A 14,236-nucleotide genomic window follows, 5' to 3' on the forward strand; every position below is an offset into this window, starting at 1 on the left:
CTGGCGAGCCGGGCGTCCTGCTACGGGAGGAGATCGTCGCGGCGGGCGATGGCCGCCGCTTCGGTGCGGCTGGCCGCCCCGAGCTTGCCCAGGATGTTGGAGACGTGGACGCTGACGGTCTTGGTGCTGATGAACAGCTGCTTGCCGATCTCGCCGTTGGAGCGGCCCTCGGCGACGAGCGCCAGGATCTCCACCTCGCGGGCGGTCAGCCGCGCCGCGGGGCTGTCGGTGGCGGGCGTCGCGGACCGCGCCGCGCCGAGGTCGGACACGAGCAGCGGCGCACGGAGGCGGTCGGCGATCGCGCGCGCCGCCTCGGCCTCCTCCGCCGCGGCAGCGGTCTCGCCGACCAGCCGCAGGATCTGGGAGTACGCCGCCCGCACGCGCGCCTCCTCCGGCACGTGCCCCAGCTTGGTGACGCTCTCGAGCGCCTCGACCCATGCGCCGACGAGCTCGTCGCGGGACGACGCGTCGCCGCCGAGCCAGCGCACGCGCAGGTGCTCGGCGCGCAGGCGGGCCTCCCACATCTGGCCCTCGACGCCCCAGCGCCCCGGCCCGGACCGGAACCGCTCGGCGACGGTGCGGCCGTCGACCAGGAGCTGGTCGGCGCGCTGGAGCAGCGCGCGGCGCTCCGCGGCGCTGGCGGAGGGCAGGGCTGCCGCGATGGCCGCGAGCGTCAGCGAGGACAGCCGGACCCGCGCCGCGAAGTGCTCCTGCCAGATCCGGCCCAGGACGCTCACGACCTCGTCGTAGGCCGCGATCGCTGCGGCGGCGTCGCCGCGCCAGCCGTTGACGTCGATCTCGACACCGGCGCTGAACACGCCGACACCGCCCTCGTCCTCCCACAGCGAGCGGAGGCTCCGGACGCGGTCGAGCACGTCCTCGCCGCGGGCGGCGAGGATCGAGAACCGGGACGGCGCGATGATGCCGAGCGGGATGACCGGGCCGGCCCCGTCGGCGACGGCGTCGGTCAGCGCGAGCGCCTCGTCCCAGGCGCCCGTGATCAGCCGGATGCTCGCGAGCTGCCAGCGCGACTCCATGACATAGGGCGCCCAGGGCGTGCCGGCCCGCGCGCCGGCCTCGACGCCCGAGGCGAACCAGCGGGCGGCGACCTCCCACTCGGCGGAGTCCTGGTAGGACCGCCCGAGCAGGAAGCGGCCCCGCAGCTCGGCCTGGAGCGCACCGGCCTGCTCGGCCCGGGCGACCGCGGCCTCGAGCGCGGCGCGCAGCGCCTCCTGCTCCGTGCCGACGACCGTCTTGACGTGGAGCCCGCTCAGCGTCGTCACGACCTCGGAGGCGAGGACCGGCATGGCCAGGCGCTCGGCCAGGCCGAGCGCCTCGGTGGCGAAGGACTCCGCCTCGTCCTCGCGGCCGACGTTGGCGAGCACGCGGGCGTGGGCGATGAGCACCTTGGCCCGCATCGGGCTCTCGCCCTCCGGGGCGAGCGCGAGGGCCTCGGCCGACAGGGCCGCCGCGTCGAGGTCGTTCTCGGTGACGGTGAGGAGCTCGGCGTACTGGCTGAGCAGGCGGCAGCGGGCGAGCGGCGCGGTGTCGGCGGGGGTGCGCTCGAGGTGCTCCTTCAGGAGCTGGCAGGCGCGCTGGGCGTCGCCGCCGGCGACGAGCGCGTCGGAGGTGCGCGCGGCGATCTTGGAGGAGTCGATGCCGAGGCGCTCGGCGCGGTCGGCGTCCTCGAGCAGCTCGAGCGCCTGCTGGAAGTGGTCGGCCGCCTCGTCGGGACCGCCGACCGCCATCGCCTCGTCGCCCGCCTCGATGCTGGCCTCGACGGCGCGGTCGAGGTCGTTGCTGCGGCGGGCGTGCCGGGCCAGCTCGGCCGCCGTGCCGCGACCGGCCGCCTCACCGAGGGCGGTGACATAGCGCGCGTGGAGCCGGACGCGCTCGCCGGGGAGGAGGTCGTCGTACACGGCCTCGCCGAGGAGGGCGTGCCGGAAGGTGTAGTGGCGCGCGCCGGCCTCGAGGACGTTCATCTCGACCGCCTGGCGCACGCCGGCGTCGAAGTCGGCCGGGGCCAGGTCGGTCGCCGCCGCGAGCAGGTCGTGGGTGATCCGGCGACCTGCGGCGCTGGCGACGCGCACGACCTGGCGGGCCTCGTCGGAGAGTCGGTCGAGCCGGACGAGGAGCACGTCGGCGAGGTCACCCGGGACGTCCTCGCAGTCGCGGTCCTGCTTGGAGGCGACCAGCTCCTCGACGAAGAAGGCGTTGCCCTCGGCGCGGTCGATGATCGAGGCCACGGCGCGCTCGTCGAGGCCGTCGGGCGCGAGCTCGCGGACCAGGGCGCGCACGGAGTCCTCCGGCAGCGGCGAGAGGGCGAGCCGGTCGACATTGGGGATCCGCGACCACTCGGCGACCTGGCGGCGCAGCGGGTGGCGGCGGTGCAGGTCGTCGGAGCGGTAGGACACCACCACGGCCACCGGGTTGGTGAAGGCGCGCGTGAAGAGGAAGCCGATCAGGTCGCGGGTGGACTGGTCGGCCCAGTGCGTGTCCTCGATGACGAGCAGCACCGGCGCCTCGGCCGCGGCGGCCTCCAGGAGGGCGTGCACGGCCTCGAACAGGCCGGCCCGGTCGCCGTCGTGGCCGGGGACCTCGACGGCCGGACCGACCTCACGGGCCTCGCCCCCGACGCGGACGCGGCGCCCGGGGAGCAGCCGCTCGATCGCGCCGTGGGACGCCACCTGCTGGGCGACCTCGGGCAGCTCGTCGAGGATGCGGCCGACGACCTCGCTGAAGGGGAGATAGGGCAGCGCGCTCTCGCCGAAGTCGAGGCAGTGGCCGGCGTAGACCCGCCATCCCTCGACCTTGGCGCGATCACGCAGCTCGATCAGCAGCCGGGTCTTGCCGACCCCGGCGTCGCCCGACAGCAGCACCGCTCCCGGTCGTCCCTGCCAGCGGCGGCCCGCGGACGCGAGGCCCACCAGCCGGCTCAGCTCGGCGAGCTCGGAGTCACGCCCGACCATCGTCAGGCTGCTGTGTGCGGCCACGGGGACCATCATGGCCCCCGGCACCGACAGGGTGGTCGTCAAGGTGTGGTGAGGGTGGCGGGTCAGCGGGACCGGCGCTCGACGGTCGGGTCGGCGGCGGCCACGCGACGCAGCCAGGACGACCGGGTGCGTCCGGCACGGCTGGCGGCGACGCCCCTGACGGCGCGCTGGCGGCGGTAGTCGTTCTCTGCGGAGATGAAGAAGTCGTTGCTCATGACGTAGAGACTCGTCTCCTGAGGTAGGCCCGCACATCGGGCAACCTCCCTATCTGTCGGCTCCGAACCTCACCTGAGGGGGTCGGACCCGCCTGAGGGTCGGTCTGAGGTGGGATAGTTCGTGAGTTGCCGAGGAGGTCGGGTGGAGTTCGCAGAGGTCGTACGACGACGCCGGATGACGCGCGCCTACGCTCCCGACCCCGTCGACCCCGCCGTGGTCGAGGCCGCCCTGGCGGCCGCCACCCGCGCCCCGAGCGCCGGCTTCTCCCAAGGCTGGGCCTTCGTCGTGCTCGACACCCCGGACGCGGTGCGCGGCTTCTGGCGCGCACAGACCGACGCGGCGGCCGACGGGGGCAGCCCGGACCGCTGGCTCGCCGGGATGATGACGGCCCCGGTGGTCGTGGTCCCGTGCAGCCGCCGGTCGGCCTACCTGGACCGCTACGCCGAGGCCGACAAGCGGCGCGCCGGCCTCCACGAGCGCGACGAGGACCGGTGGGCGATGCCCTACTGGCACCTCGACACCGCGATGGCCTCGCTGCTGGTGCTCCAGTCCGTGACCGACGCGGGCCTGGGCGCCTGCTTCTTCGGGCTGGTCCCCGACCGGGTCGAGGCCGTGAAGGAGCGGCTCGGCCTGGTCGACACCGCCGACGAGGAGGCGCCGCACCCGATCGGTGCGATCACGATCGGGCACCCGGCCCCGCCGGCCGACCGGGCGGCGGGTGCACGGGGGTCGGCGAGCCGTCGTCGTCGTACACCGTGGCAGGAGGTGGCCCACCGCGGCCGCTGGGGCGCGGGCTGGTCGACTGACGCCGACGGGGAGGCCGCCGGATGAGGCCGAGCCCGGTGGTCACCCACCTCACCGCCGACGACCTGCGCCAGAAGGAGCCGGTGCTGCCGCGGATCGCGCGGCTGCTGCGGCCCTACCGCGCCAAGATCGCGATGGTGCTCGTCGCGGTCGTCGGCGCGGCGTCGCTGCAGGCGCTGGCGCCGTTCCTGACCCGGGCGGTCTTCGACGACGCGCTCTTCCCACTCGACGGCGGCGGCCCCGACCTCGGCCTGCTCGGCTGGCTGGTCGCGGGTCTGTGCGCCATCCCGGTCGCGGTCGCGCTCATCGGCATCTGGCAGATGTGGCTGACCTCGACCGTCGGGAACTCCGCGATGGCCGACCTGCGCGGCGACCTGTTCGAGCACCTGCAGAAGATGGAGCTCGCGTTCTTCACCGCGACCAAGACCGGGGCGATCCAGTCCCGGCTGGCCAACGACGTGGCGGGCGTGCGCACCGTCCTCACCGACACCGCGACGACGATCGTGCAGAACTCCGTGACGGTCGCGGCGGCGCTGGTCTCGATGCTGGTCCTGTCGTGGCAGCTGACCGTGATCACGCTCTTCCTGATGCCGTTGTTCGTGGTGCTGCAGTTCCGGGTCGGCCGCGTCCGCCAGCGCCTCGCGCGACGCACCCAGGAGTCGCTGTCGGAGATGACCGCGATCACCGAGGAGGCCCTGTCGGTGAGCGGGATCCTGCTCGCGAAGGTGTTCAACCGGGCCGACTCCGAGGTCGACCGCTACCGCGAGGCCAACCGCCGCCAGACCCGCCTGCAGGTGGAGCAGGCGATGACCGGGCGCACCTTCTTCGCCGTGGTCCAGACGTTCTTCGCGATCACGCCGGCGCTGATCTACCTGTTCAGCGGCTGGCTGATCACCGGCGACACCCCCGTCGGGGCGGGCGAGAGCGCGCTCACCGCGGGCACCCTCGTCGCGTTCACCACGCTGCAGGGCAGGCTGCAGATGCCGCTGCTGCAGCTGATGCGGGTCACCCTCGACGTGCAGACCTCGCTCGCCCTGTTCCGCCGGATCTTCGAGTACCTCGACCTCGAGCCCGCCATCACCGAGCGCCCCGGCGCCGTCACCCTCGACCCCGACGCCGTCCGGGGCCGGGTGGAGATGCGCGGCGTCCGGTTCCGCTACCCCGAGCCCCGCTCCCTGTCCGGTACGACGAACCGCGACCGCTTCGGCGAGAGCGGGGTGCGGATCGAGGCGGACCCCGATGGTCCCGGCGCCGCACCGGTGACCTCCGGGTGGGCGCTCGACGACGTCTCGCTCGTGGTCGAGCCGGGGCAGCTCGCCGCGATCGTGGGTCCGTCGGGCAGCGGGAAGACGACGGCGACGTACCTCGTCCCGCGGTTCTACGACGTCACCGAGGGCGCGGTGCTGATCGACGGCCACGACGTCCGCGACCTCACCCTCTCCTCGCTCGCCGACGCCGTCGGGATGGTGACCCAGGAGCCGTACCTCTTCCACGGCACCATCCGCGACAACATCGCCTACGCGAAGCCCGACGCGACCGCCGACGAGATCGAGCGGGCCGCGCGCGACGCCAACATCCACGACCGGATCATGGGCTTCCCCGAGGGCTACGAGACGATCACCGGCGAGCGCGGCTACCGCCTGTCCGGCGGGGAGAAGCAGCGCCTCGCCATCGCCCGCGTGCTGCTCAAGGACCCCGCCATCCTGATCCTCGACGAGGCCACCTCCGCGCTCGACAACGAGACCGAGCGACTGGTTCAGGAGGCCCTCGAGCGCGCCACCCGCTCGCGCACCACCATCGCCATCGCCCACCGCCTCTCGACGATCCGCTCCGCCGACGTCATCTTCGGCCTGGAGGACGGTCGCCTCGTCGAGCGCGGCACGCACCACGAGTTGATGGCCGCCGGTGGCCTCTACAAGCGCCTGTACGACGAGCAGTTCTCCCGTGAGCCGCACGGCCGGCCGGCCTGCGACAGCCGGCGGGCGGACGTCTCGTTGTAGCGGGGCCCTACCTGGTCGGCGCTGCGCGGTAGTCCCTGACGAAAAGCACCGAGATGACGTGGTTTCCGGTGCTTTTCGTCAGGGACTACCGCAGCACAGCCGCTCACGCGGTGCGGTAGCGCAGCCACCGGTCGGCCTGGTCAGCGCTGAGGGCCCGGCGTGCCTCGACGGTCGAGGTCGATGTCCACCACGTCGGCGGGTCAGCGGTCCAGGAACGCGGGCCGGTACGACGTGCGGCTGATCGGTACGCGCGCCAGAGCCGAGCCAAGAAGTCGCCGGGCCGGTCTCCGGACATCCACCGCACCATCTCCACCCCGTGGGACGCGAAGACCTCGTCACGGGCGCGGTCGCTGCGACGCTGCTCGCGGCCGAGGTGGACGACGCCGTCGTAGTCGGCTGCCACCCCTGCCGCCACGTCGATGACGTCGGGGGTCCCGATGTGCCGTCCCTCCCTGTCGAACAGGGGGACATTGGGCTTCAGCAGAGCTCCTTCGACCGCAGCCGCCCACAGCAGCCGGAGCCTGGTCTCCTGCGGGGACCAGGCGTTCTCCTGACCCAGGGTCAACGCCTGCCGCGCCTGCGGCACCCCCGTCCACGACGACTGCCCGCCGATGACCTCGCCGACCTCCGCAACCGATGCAAGGTCCGAGTACGCCGCCATGTCGAGGACCTGGACCGCAGCCAGCAGGGACGGCGCGTAGCGCATGGCGAAGGAGACCGACCACGCCGCATTCGTGACCCGAACGCCGTCGACCGTCAGCATCGCGTGCTGGCCAGCGCCCTCCCCGCACACGACCAAGCCCCGCTGCGGGCGAATGTCGAAGGTACTGATCAGCAAGTCGACCGGGAGCCGGCCACCAGTCGCGTCCGTTCCCGCGAACCACGTGCCGCCCAGCCACCGCAGTGCGGCCCAACCGGTCACCGCGTGCGGCGGCCCGAGGACGACCGAGGCCTCGAGGATCCGCTGCTCGACATCGCTCCCGTCGATCTCAGCCGGGACGTAGAACCCGCGGCTCGAACGGCGGAACCTCACGCGGTTGCGCGCCTGTCCCCGCGTCGGTCCGTCCCGACCCGTCGGATCCAGCCGGACCGGTCGCACCAGGCCCGGACGAGGCTCCTCCCATCGCACCATGCCGGCAGGTTGCGCCCGCCGTACGACATCGCGCGCCGTCGCTGGCCGGCCCTGTGGACAACGATGCTCCTCCACAGGGCAGGACGCTCCAGGTGGCCGATCCCGCTGCGGTAGTCCCTGACGAAAAGCACCACAACGCGACCGATTCCGGTGCTTTTCGTCAGGGACTACCGCACGCGACGCACCGACATCAGGGCTCCACGAGTCCCGCCCGGATCGCGTAGCGGGTCAGCTGGGTGCGGTCGTTCATCCCCAGCCGGGCGAGGATGTTGGTGCGGTGCTTGTCGACCGTCTTCTCGCTGATCGTGAGGATCCGCGCGATCTCGCGAGTCGTTCGTCCCTCCGCGACCAGCTTGAGCACCTCGTCCTCGCGCGGCGTGAGCACGGTGGTGGGGACCCGCTCGCCGCGAGCGACCCGATCGAAGTAGTCGCGGACGATCGCGCCCATGGCGCCGGGGTAGACAAAGGCCTCGCCGCGCATCGCCGCCCGGCACGCCTCGACGAGGTCCTCGTCGACGACGGACTTCAGCACGTAGCCGCTGGCGCCCAGGCGCAGCGCCGAGAAGAAGTACTGCTCGTTGTCGTGCATCGACAGCATCAGCACCCGCGGCGGGTCGGGCCGCCGGGCGATCTCACGCGCCGCCTGCAGCCCCGTCATGGTCGGCATCGCGATGTCGAGGACGACCAGGTCGACCTCGGTCTGCCGCAGCAGCGCCACCGCCTCCGCCCCGTCGGCCGCCTCGGCGACGACCTCGATGTCGGGCTGCTGCTCGAGGATGAGGCGCACCCCCCGACGGACGAGGGCGTGGTCGTCGGCCAGGAGGACCCGGATCGGCGTCACGCGACACCTCCGGTCGGGACGAGCAGCCGGACCGTCGTACCCGCACCGCGCGAGCGCACCTCGAGGGTCCCGCCGACCAGTGCCGCGCGGTCGCGCATCCCGGCCAGCCCGGTGCCGTCGGGCGTCCCGGCGGCGAGCCCGCAGCCGTCGTCGGCGACCTCCAGGGCGACGCCCGTGCCGAAGCGCAGCAGCGACAGCTCGACCCGCGTGGCCCTGGCATGGCGGACCACGTTGGTGAGCGCCTCCTGGGCGACGCGGTAGACCACGACCTCGGCATCGTGGCCCAGCTCCGGCAGGCCGGGTCCGAAGGTACGACGGACGGCCGGCCCGCCGTGCGCGGCGACATCGGTGGCCAGCGCCGCGAGCGCGGCCTGCAGGCCGAGGTCGTCGAGCACACCGGGGCGCAGCTCGCGCGCCACCCGTCGTACGTCGTCCAGACCGGACCGGGCGCTCTCGCGCAGGAGCGCCAGCTCGGCGCGCAGGTCGTGCGGGGCGCGGTCCTCCACCTGCTTGAGCCCCAGCAGCACCACCGTGAGGCTCTGGCCGACCTGGTCGTGCAGCTCGCGCGCGATCCGGTGGCGCTCCGCCTCCTGCGCGGCGAGCGCCCGGGCGGAGCTGGATCGTCGCTCCCCCTCGAGGCGCTCCAGCATCGCGTGGTAGCTGCGGACCAGCTGCGCGCCCGGACCGTCGCCCTCGGCGGTCAGGCGGCGCCCCACCCCGCCCAGCTGGACGGTCGCCATCTCCCGGATCACCTTGTCGACCGGCGCCAGCGCACTGCGCAGCAGGACCGCCGTCACCAGCAGGACCAGGCCGAGGCCGGCGACGAGGACCAACGCCTCCGAGACCACGACCTGCCGCGAGACCCGGGCCGGCGAGAGCAGCAGGACCGACACCGCCGCACACAGCACCGCGCCGTTGATCAGGCACACCTTCCAGTACAGGGACGAGTTGACGGGCCGCACGCCTCCACCCTCCCCGAAGGACGGGGCTGAGCAAATGGGGGGCGGACCCCATACCGCCGCGACGGCTCCGGCGGTTCGCTGGAGCCATGCCGCCGCCCCTCGCCCGTCTCCGACGCACCCTCGGCCGTTCGCTCGCCGTCGGGTACGACGGATCCCGCCCCCGGGGCGAGGGCGGCGGCACCCAGCACGCGCTGCCGCTGACGGTGCGCGGTCCCACCGCGGACGGCGCCGACGTACGGCTGCTCGTGGAGGCGATGGTCGCCGCGGGCCCGGCGGCGCCGGCCGACCCGGTGCGGGTGACGCGCGCGCTCCTGCTCGCCGCGGCACGGCGATGGCTGGCCGCCCACGACCTGCCGGACCTGCCCGAGGGCCTGCCCCACGCCCGGGACGCCCTGGAGCACGCCGTCGGCGAGGTGTTCGACGACCTGGACCTGCGCCTCCTGCGCCTCGACGTCGTGTCGGTCGAACACCTCCTGGCCTCCCCCTCCGGCGCCGATGGGACGGGGGTCCCGCGATGACGGCAGCCGCCGAGCTGGCGGTCTCCGTCGGGATGCTCTGCGCCGCCGTGGGCTTCGCGGTGGGGCTCGCGATCGGCCGCGGCCGCCAGCCGCGGTGGGCGGAGAAGGGCAGCTTCGTGCACAAGGTCTCGATCGGGTTCGCCACCCTCGACCGGATGGACGCCGTCCTGCTGCGCTTCGAGGTCGAGGAGGAGTCGCGGCTCGCCGGCGTCGAGGTCGGCGAGCTCAGGCTCCCGGTGGGATCGGCCGTCGCGCTGGTCACGCGCGGCGACGCCGTACTCGTGCCCGGCGACCGGACGGTCCTGCGCCGCGGCGACCAGGTCCTCGCCGTCGCCGCCCTGGGCCAGGTGGCCGAGGTCGAGGAACGCCTGCGCGCGGTCAGTCGCCACGGCCGGCTGGCCGGCTGGTACGAGACGCTCGAGCCGGTACGACGGGGCGCGGCGTGATCCTCACGTCGGCCGCCCTCTCGATCTTCATCGTCGCCTACGCCCTCATCGCCACCGAGCGGGTCCACCGCGTCGCGGCCGCGCTCGGCGGGGTGGCCGCGATGGCGGCGATCGGCCTGGTCGACGCCAACTCGGCCTTCTTCCACCACGAGACCGGGATCGACTGGAACGTCATCTTCCTGCTCTTCGGGATGATGGTCATCGTCGGCGTCCTCAAGCAGACGGGCCTCTTCGAGTTCCTCGCGCTGTGGGCTGCGCGCAAGTCCGGCGGCCGGCCCTACCGACTGCTCGTGCTTCTGGTGCTGATCAGCGCCACGGTCGCCCCGATCCTCGACAACGTCACCTGCGTCCTGCTGGTCGCACCGGTGACGATCGCGGTCTGCCGTCAGCTCGGGCTGCCGTCGGCGCCGTACCTCATCTCGTTGATCCTCGCCTCCAACATCGGCGGCACGGCCACGCTGATCGGCGACCCGCCCAACATCATCATCGGCAGCCGGGCCGGCCTGACCTTCGACGACTTCCTCGTCCACTCGCTGCCGCTGACGGTGGTCCTGCTGGTCCTGTTCGTGGTGATGGCCCGGTGGCTGTTCCGGAAGTCGTTCGGGGAGCCGGTCGACGTCGCTCACGTCCTCGCCGACCTGGAGCCGCGGGACGCGATCACCAACATGCGGATGCTGGTGCGGTGCCTGGCCGTGCTGGCGCTGGTGATGGTGGCCTTCAGCCTGCACACGGTGCTCCACCTCGACCCCTCGATGGTCGCGATGATGGGTGCCGGTGCGACCGTGCTGGTGTCGCGGACCGAGCCCGAGGAGTTCCTCGAGGAGGTCGAGTGGGGGACGCTCGCCTTCTTCATGGCGCTCTTCGTGCTCGTCGGCTCGCTCGTCCAGGTGGGGGTGATCGGGCGGATCGGCGAGCTCGCCGCCGACGCGATGGGCGATCGCGAGCTGCTCGCCGCCACCGCCCTGCTCTTCGGCTCCGGCGTGGTGGGCGCGTTCGTCGACAACATCCCCTACACGACGGCGACCGTCCCGATCGTCGAGGACATGGTCGCGGCGACCGGGTCCTCGGGCGCGGACAGTCCGCTGTGGTGGGCGTTCGTCTTCGGCGCCGACCTCGGCGGCAACGCCACGGCCGTCGCCGCCGGTGCCAATGTCGTCGTCCTCGGCATCGCGGCGAAGTCCGGGGAGCCGATCAGCTTCTGGCAGTTCACGAGGTACGGCGTCGTGACCACCGTGATGACCCTCGTCGTGGCGTGGCTCTACGTCTACCTGCGCTACTTCGTGCTGGCCTGACGCCGCTGTCCGCGGTTCAGGCCAGCCCGAGGATCCGTACGCACTCCAGCGCGACGTAGAGCTCGGCGGCGTCGACGGGACGGGCCAGGTCGCGGCCGGTGACCTCCTCGAGGCGGCGCACCCGGTAGCGGACGGTGTTGCGGTGCACGTGGAGCTCGCGGGCCGCCGTCGAGGTGGAGCCGCCGGCAGCGAGCCAGGCGCGGGCCGTGTCGATGACGACGGCGCGGTCGTCGGGCGGCAGGGCCAGCACCGGGGCGAGGACGGCGTCGACCAGCGCGCGGGCCTGGTCGGGGCTGCTGGCGAGGAGGACGGCGAGCGGGTCGCTGCCGAACCGGCCGACGTCGACCGTGCCCGGTGAGACCGCCGCGCAGGCCACCCTCGCCTGGCGCCGCGCCTCCTGGACCTCGTCGAGGCGGGAGACGACGTCGCTGACGCCGACCCGTGCGCGGGCCAGGCCGCGCAGCAACTCGACGAGGTGCTCGACGCCGAAGCCGAGGCGGAGCGCGACGACGCCCTCCTGGTGGTCGTGGTCGAGGCGCCACGCCGAGCGGACATTGGTACGACGGAGGACGCGTTCGACGTCGGCCAGGCCCTCCGCGCCGGGCGCCGGCGACTCGGCGGACACGACGACGTACTCACTCGCGCGGCCGAGGTCGAGCATGCCGGCGGTCTCGCCGACATAGGCGGTCGCGTCGGCGTCGCCGTCGAGGAGCGAGCCGACGAGCACGGCGCGCATCTGCCCGTCGCGGCGGGCGCGGTCGGCCATGGAGCGGCGGTAGGCGTCGGTGACGTCGGCGGCGAGCTGGTCGCTGACCGCCCAGATGTCGGCGGCGGCGAGGAGCAGGAGGTCGCGGTCCTCCGGGTCGGCCCGCTCGACGAGCACCTCCCAGATGAACCGGGACCCGACCCGGAAGGCCTGGAGGACCACCGCGTAGGGCACGCCCTGCTCGGCGCGGACGGTGCCCGTCTCGGTGGGCGTCTCGGTGGCGGTGACGTCGCCGGCTAGGTTGCCGAGGATGTAGCGGGTGTTGACCACGCACGAGGCGACGAGCTCGTCGTGGGACACGGTGTCGCCGGCGTCGTACACGGGGATCTCGGCGCGGATCCGCTCGGCCATCGCCGCTCCGAGCTGGTCCGACTCGGGGAGCAGGCGGGCGCTGAGCTTGCGCACCTCGGCGTTCACGTCCGGACCATCCACGGTTCCGAGCGTAGGGCCCGCGTTGTGCAGGTGCACACATGATCACCGGGAAAGTCGGTGCGCACAGCCGAAGCGGTCGACCCCTCGGCGACGGGACGCTTGTGCAGTCAACCCGGAGACCCCGAGGAGCACCGATGAGCACGAACCCCGCCACCCTGGCCGACACCGCCGCCCCGCTCGACGTACTGCTCGTCGACGCCGCGCTCGGTCCGGTCCGCCGCTTCCTGCCCGACATGTCGACGGCGCGGTGGGCGGTCTCGATGGCGCGCCGGCCGCGGCTGACCGCGCGGCGCCTGGGCGGACTCGCCGCCGAGGCCGGCAAGGTGGTGCTCGGGACGTCCGAGGTCACGCCGAAGCGTGGCGACCGCCGCTTCACCGACGCCGGCTGGACCGAGAACCCGTTGCTGCGCCGCCTCGTGCAGCTCTACCTCGCGGGCGGCCGCACGGTCGACCAGCTGGTCGACGAGGCCGACCTCGACCCGCGGGACCGCAAGCGGGTGCGCTTCCTGGTGGAGAATGTCGTCGAGGCGATGTCGCCGAGCAACGTGCCGCTGGTCAACCCGGCCTCGGCGAAGGCCGTCATCGACACCGCCGGCCTCAGCCTGGTCCGCGGCGGCACCCAGCTCGTGAAGGACCTCGCCTCGGCCCCGCGGATCCCCGACATGGTCGACACCTCGGGCTTCACCCTCGGCGACAACATCGCGGCCACGCCCGGCTCGGTGGTGTTCCGCAACGACGTGCTCGAGCTGATCCAGTACGTCCCGCAGAGCGACGAGGTGCGCGAGGTGCCGGTGATGATCGTCCCGCCGACGATCAACAAGTTCTACGCGGTCGACCTCTCCCCCGGGCGCAGCCTCGTGGAGTTCAGCACCCGCAACGACCGGCAGATGTTCGTCATCTCGTGGCGCAACCCTGACGCCCGCCACAAGGACTGGGACTTCGACACCTACGTCGGCTCGATCCTCGAGGCGCTCGACGCCGTCGAGGAGATCACCGGCAGCGCGCAGACGATGCTGGCCGGGATCTGCTCGGGAGGGATCCTCGCGAGCATCACGGCGGCGTACCTCGCGGGCATCGGCCGGCAGGACCGGCTCGCCGGCCTCGTGCTCGCCGTCACGGTCATCGACAACCACGACTCGGGCACCGTCTCGGCGCTCACCGACCCACGGATGGCCGCGCTCGCGAAGGCGCGCTCCGCCCAGAAGGGCTTCCTCGACGGCCGCTCGCTCGCCGAGGTGTTCGCGTGGCTGCGGCCCAGCGACCTGATCTGGAACTACTGGGTCAACAACTACCTGCTCGGCAAGAAGCCGCCTGCCTTCGACATCCTGTTCTGGAACGCCGACACCACGCGGATGTCAGCCGGCCTGCACGCCGACTTCGTCGACATGGCGGTCGAGAACCAGCTGATCCGAGCGGGCGCGCTGAGCGTCCTCGGCGTCCCGATCGACCTCGGCAAGGTCACCGTCGACAGCTACATCGTCGCCGGCATCGCCGACCACATCACGCCCTGGGAGAACTGCTACCGGACCACCCAGCTGCTCGGGGGCGCGACCCGGTTCATCCTGTCGACCAGCGGCCACATCGCCGCCCTGGTCAACCCGCCGGACAACCCGAAGGCGTCCTTCCACACCAACGACGACCACGGCGCCGACGCCACGACCTGGCTCAAGGGCGCGGAGACCCACCAGGGCTCGTGGTGGAACGATGTCGCGCAGTGGCTCGACGAGCGCACCGGCGAGCTCAAGCCCGCTCCCAAGGAGATGGGCTCGACCCGCCTCAGGCCGCTCGCGGACGCCCCCGGCACCTACGTCTTCGACAAGTGAGGTCTCCCGCG

The 14,236-nt window shown here is 73.0% G+C and carries 12 protein-coding genes; 6 read left to right on the forward strand and 6 right to left on the reverse strand.

Translation table 11 applies throughout. The features are described from left to right. Window positions 1-20 precede the first annotated feature (20 nt). Window positions 21-2,993: a helix-turn-helix transcriptional regulator gene (locus BJ993_RS06595; protein WP_179648147.1), complete on the reverse strand. Its 2,973-nt coding sequence runs from the start codon at window positions 2,991-2,993 to the stop codon at window positions 21-23. Between the two features lie 62 nt (window positions 2,994-3,055). Next, complete coding sequence (locus BJ993_RS06600; RefSeq protein ID WP_179648148.1) at window positions 3,056-3,208, reverse strand: hypothetical protein; 153 nt, start codon at window positions 3,206-3,208, stop codon at window positions 3,056-3,058. Between the two features lie 142 nt (window positions 3,209-3,350). Here BJ993_RS06600 and BJ993_RS06605 point away from each other — a divergent pair, with 142 nt between their 5' ends. Together BJ993_RS06605 and BJ993_RS06610 are read left to right on the forward strand one after the other, a co-directional pair. After that, window positions 3,351-4,040: a nitroreductase family protein gene (locus BJ993_RS06605; protein WP_179648149.1), complete on the forward strand. Its 690-nt coding sequence runs from the start codon at window positions 3,351-3,353 to the stop codon at window positions 4,038-4,040. Then, window positions 4,037-6,013, forward strand: a complete 1,977-nt coding sequence (locus BJ993_RS06610) for an ABC transporter ATP-binding protein (protein ID WP_179648150.1) — start codon at window positions 4,037-4,039, stop codon at window positions 6,011-6,013. The genes BJ993_RS06605 and BJ993_RS06610 overlap by 4 nt, the downstream gene beginning before the upstream one ends. Window positions 6,014-6,116: 103 nt before the next feature. On the opposite strand, the gene BJ993_RS06615 is transcribed toward BJ993_RS06610, so the two are convergent. From BJ993_RS06615 to BJ993_RS06625, 3 genes are all read right to left on the reverse strand, one after another. Beyond that, entirely contained in the window at window positions 6,117-7,046 is a 930-nt protein-coding gene (locus BJ993_RS06615) for a putative endonuclease domain-containing protein (RefSeq protein WP_179648151.1), read from the reverse strand. A 289-nt stretch (window positions 7,047-7,335) separates the two neighbouring features. Further along, window positions 7,336-7,986 carry a response regulator gene (locus tag BJ993_RS06620; RefSeq protein WP_036548794.1) on the reverse strand — a complete coding sequence of 217 codons (651 nt, stop codon included), beginning with the start codon at window positions 7,984-7,986 and terminating at the stop codon, window positions 7,336-7,338. Then, window positions 7,983-8,948 carry a sensor histidine kinase gene (locus BJ993_RS06625; RefSeq protein WP_179648152.1) on the reverse strand — a complete coding sequence of 322 codons (966 nt, stop codon included), beginning with the start codon at window positions 8,946-8,948 and terminating at the stop codon, window positions 7,983-7,985. The genes BJ993_RS06620 and BJ993_RS06625 overlap by 4 nt, the downstream gene beginning before the upstream one ends. Window positions 8,949-9,034: 86 nt before the next feature. On the opposite strand from BJ993_RS06625, the gene BJ993_RS25335 reads away from it, so the two are divergent. From BJ993_RS25335 to BJ993_RS06635, 3 genes are read left to right on the forward strand one after another with little or no spacing between them, the layout of a single operon-like run. Then, window positions 9,035-9,466: a hypothetical protein gene (locus BJ993_RS25335; RefSeq protein ID WP_218864622.1), complete on the forward strand. Its 432-nt coding sequence runs from the start codon at window positions 9,035-9,037 to the stop codon at window positions 9,464-9,466. Continuing rightward, window positions 9,463-9,912, forward strand: coding sequence for a TrkA C-terminal domain-containing protein (locus BJ993_RS06630; protein ID WP_218864623.1), 450 nt, complete (start codon window positions 9,463-9,465; stop codon window positions 9,910-9,912). Before BJ993_RS25335 ends, BJ993_RS06630 begins: the two co-directional genes overlap by 4 nt. Further along, window positions 9,909-11,204 (forward strand): ArsB/NhaD family transporter, encoded by a 1,296-nt coding sequence (locus BJ993_RS06635; RefSeq protein WP_308645502.1) that lies wholly within the window; start codon window positions 9,909-9,911, stop codon window positions 11,202-11,204. Before BJ993_RS06630 ends, BJ993_RS06635 begins: the two co-directional genes overlap by 4 nt. 16 nt (window positions 11,205-11,220) lie before the next feature. On the opposite strand, the gene BJ993_RS26315 is transcribed toward BJ993_RS06635, so the two are convergent. Next, window positions 11,221-12,402, reverse strand: a complete 1,182-nt coding sequence (locus BJ993_RS26315; RefSeq protein WP_179648154.1) for a PucR family transcriptional regulator — start codon at window positions 12,400-12,402, stop codon at window positions 11,221-11,223. Window positions 12,403-12,536: 134 nt separating this feature from the next. Between BJ993_RS26315 and BJ993_RS06645 the strand changes: the two genes are divergently transcribed. Further along, window positions 12,537-14,225, forward strand: a complete 1,689-nt coding sequence (locus tag BJ993_RS06645; RefSeq protein ID WP_179648155.1) for a PHA/PHB synthase family protein — start codon at window positions 12,537-12,539, stop codon at window positions 14,223-14,225. Window positions 14,226-14,236: the final 11 nt, after the last annotated feature.

The sequence above is a fragment of the Nocardioides aromaticivorans genome (genome assembly GCF_013408525.1).
Taxonomy (GTDB): Bacteria; Actinomycetota; Actinomycetes; order Propionibacteriales; family Nocardioidaceae; genus Nocardioides; species Nocardioides aromaticivorans.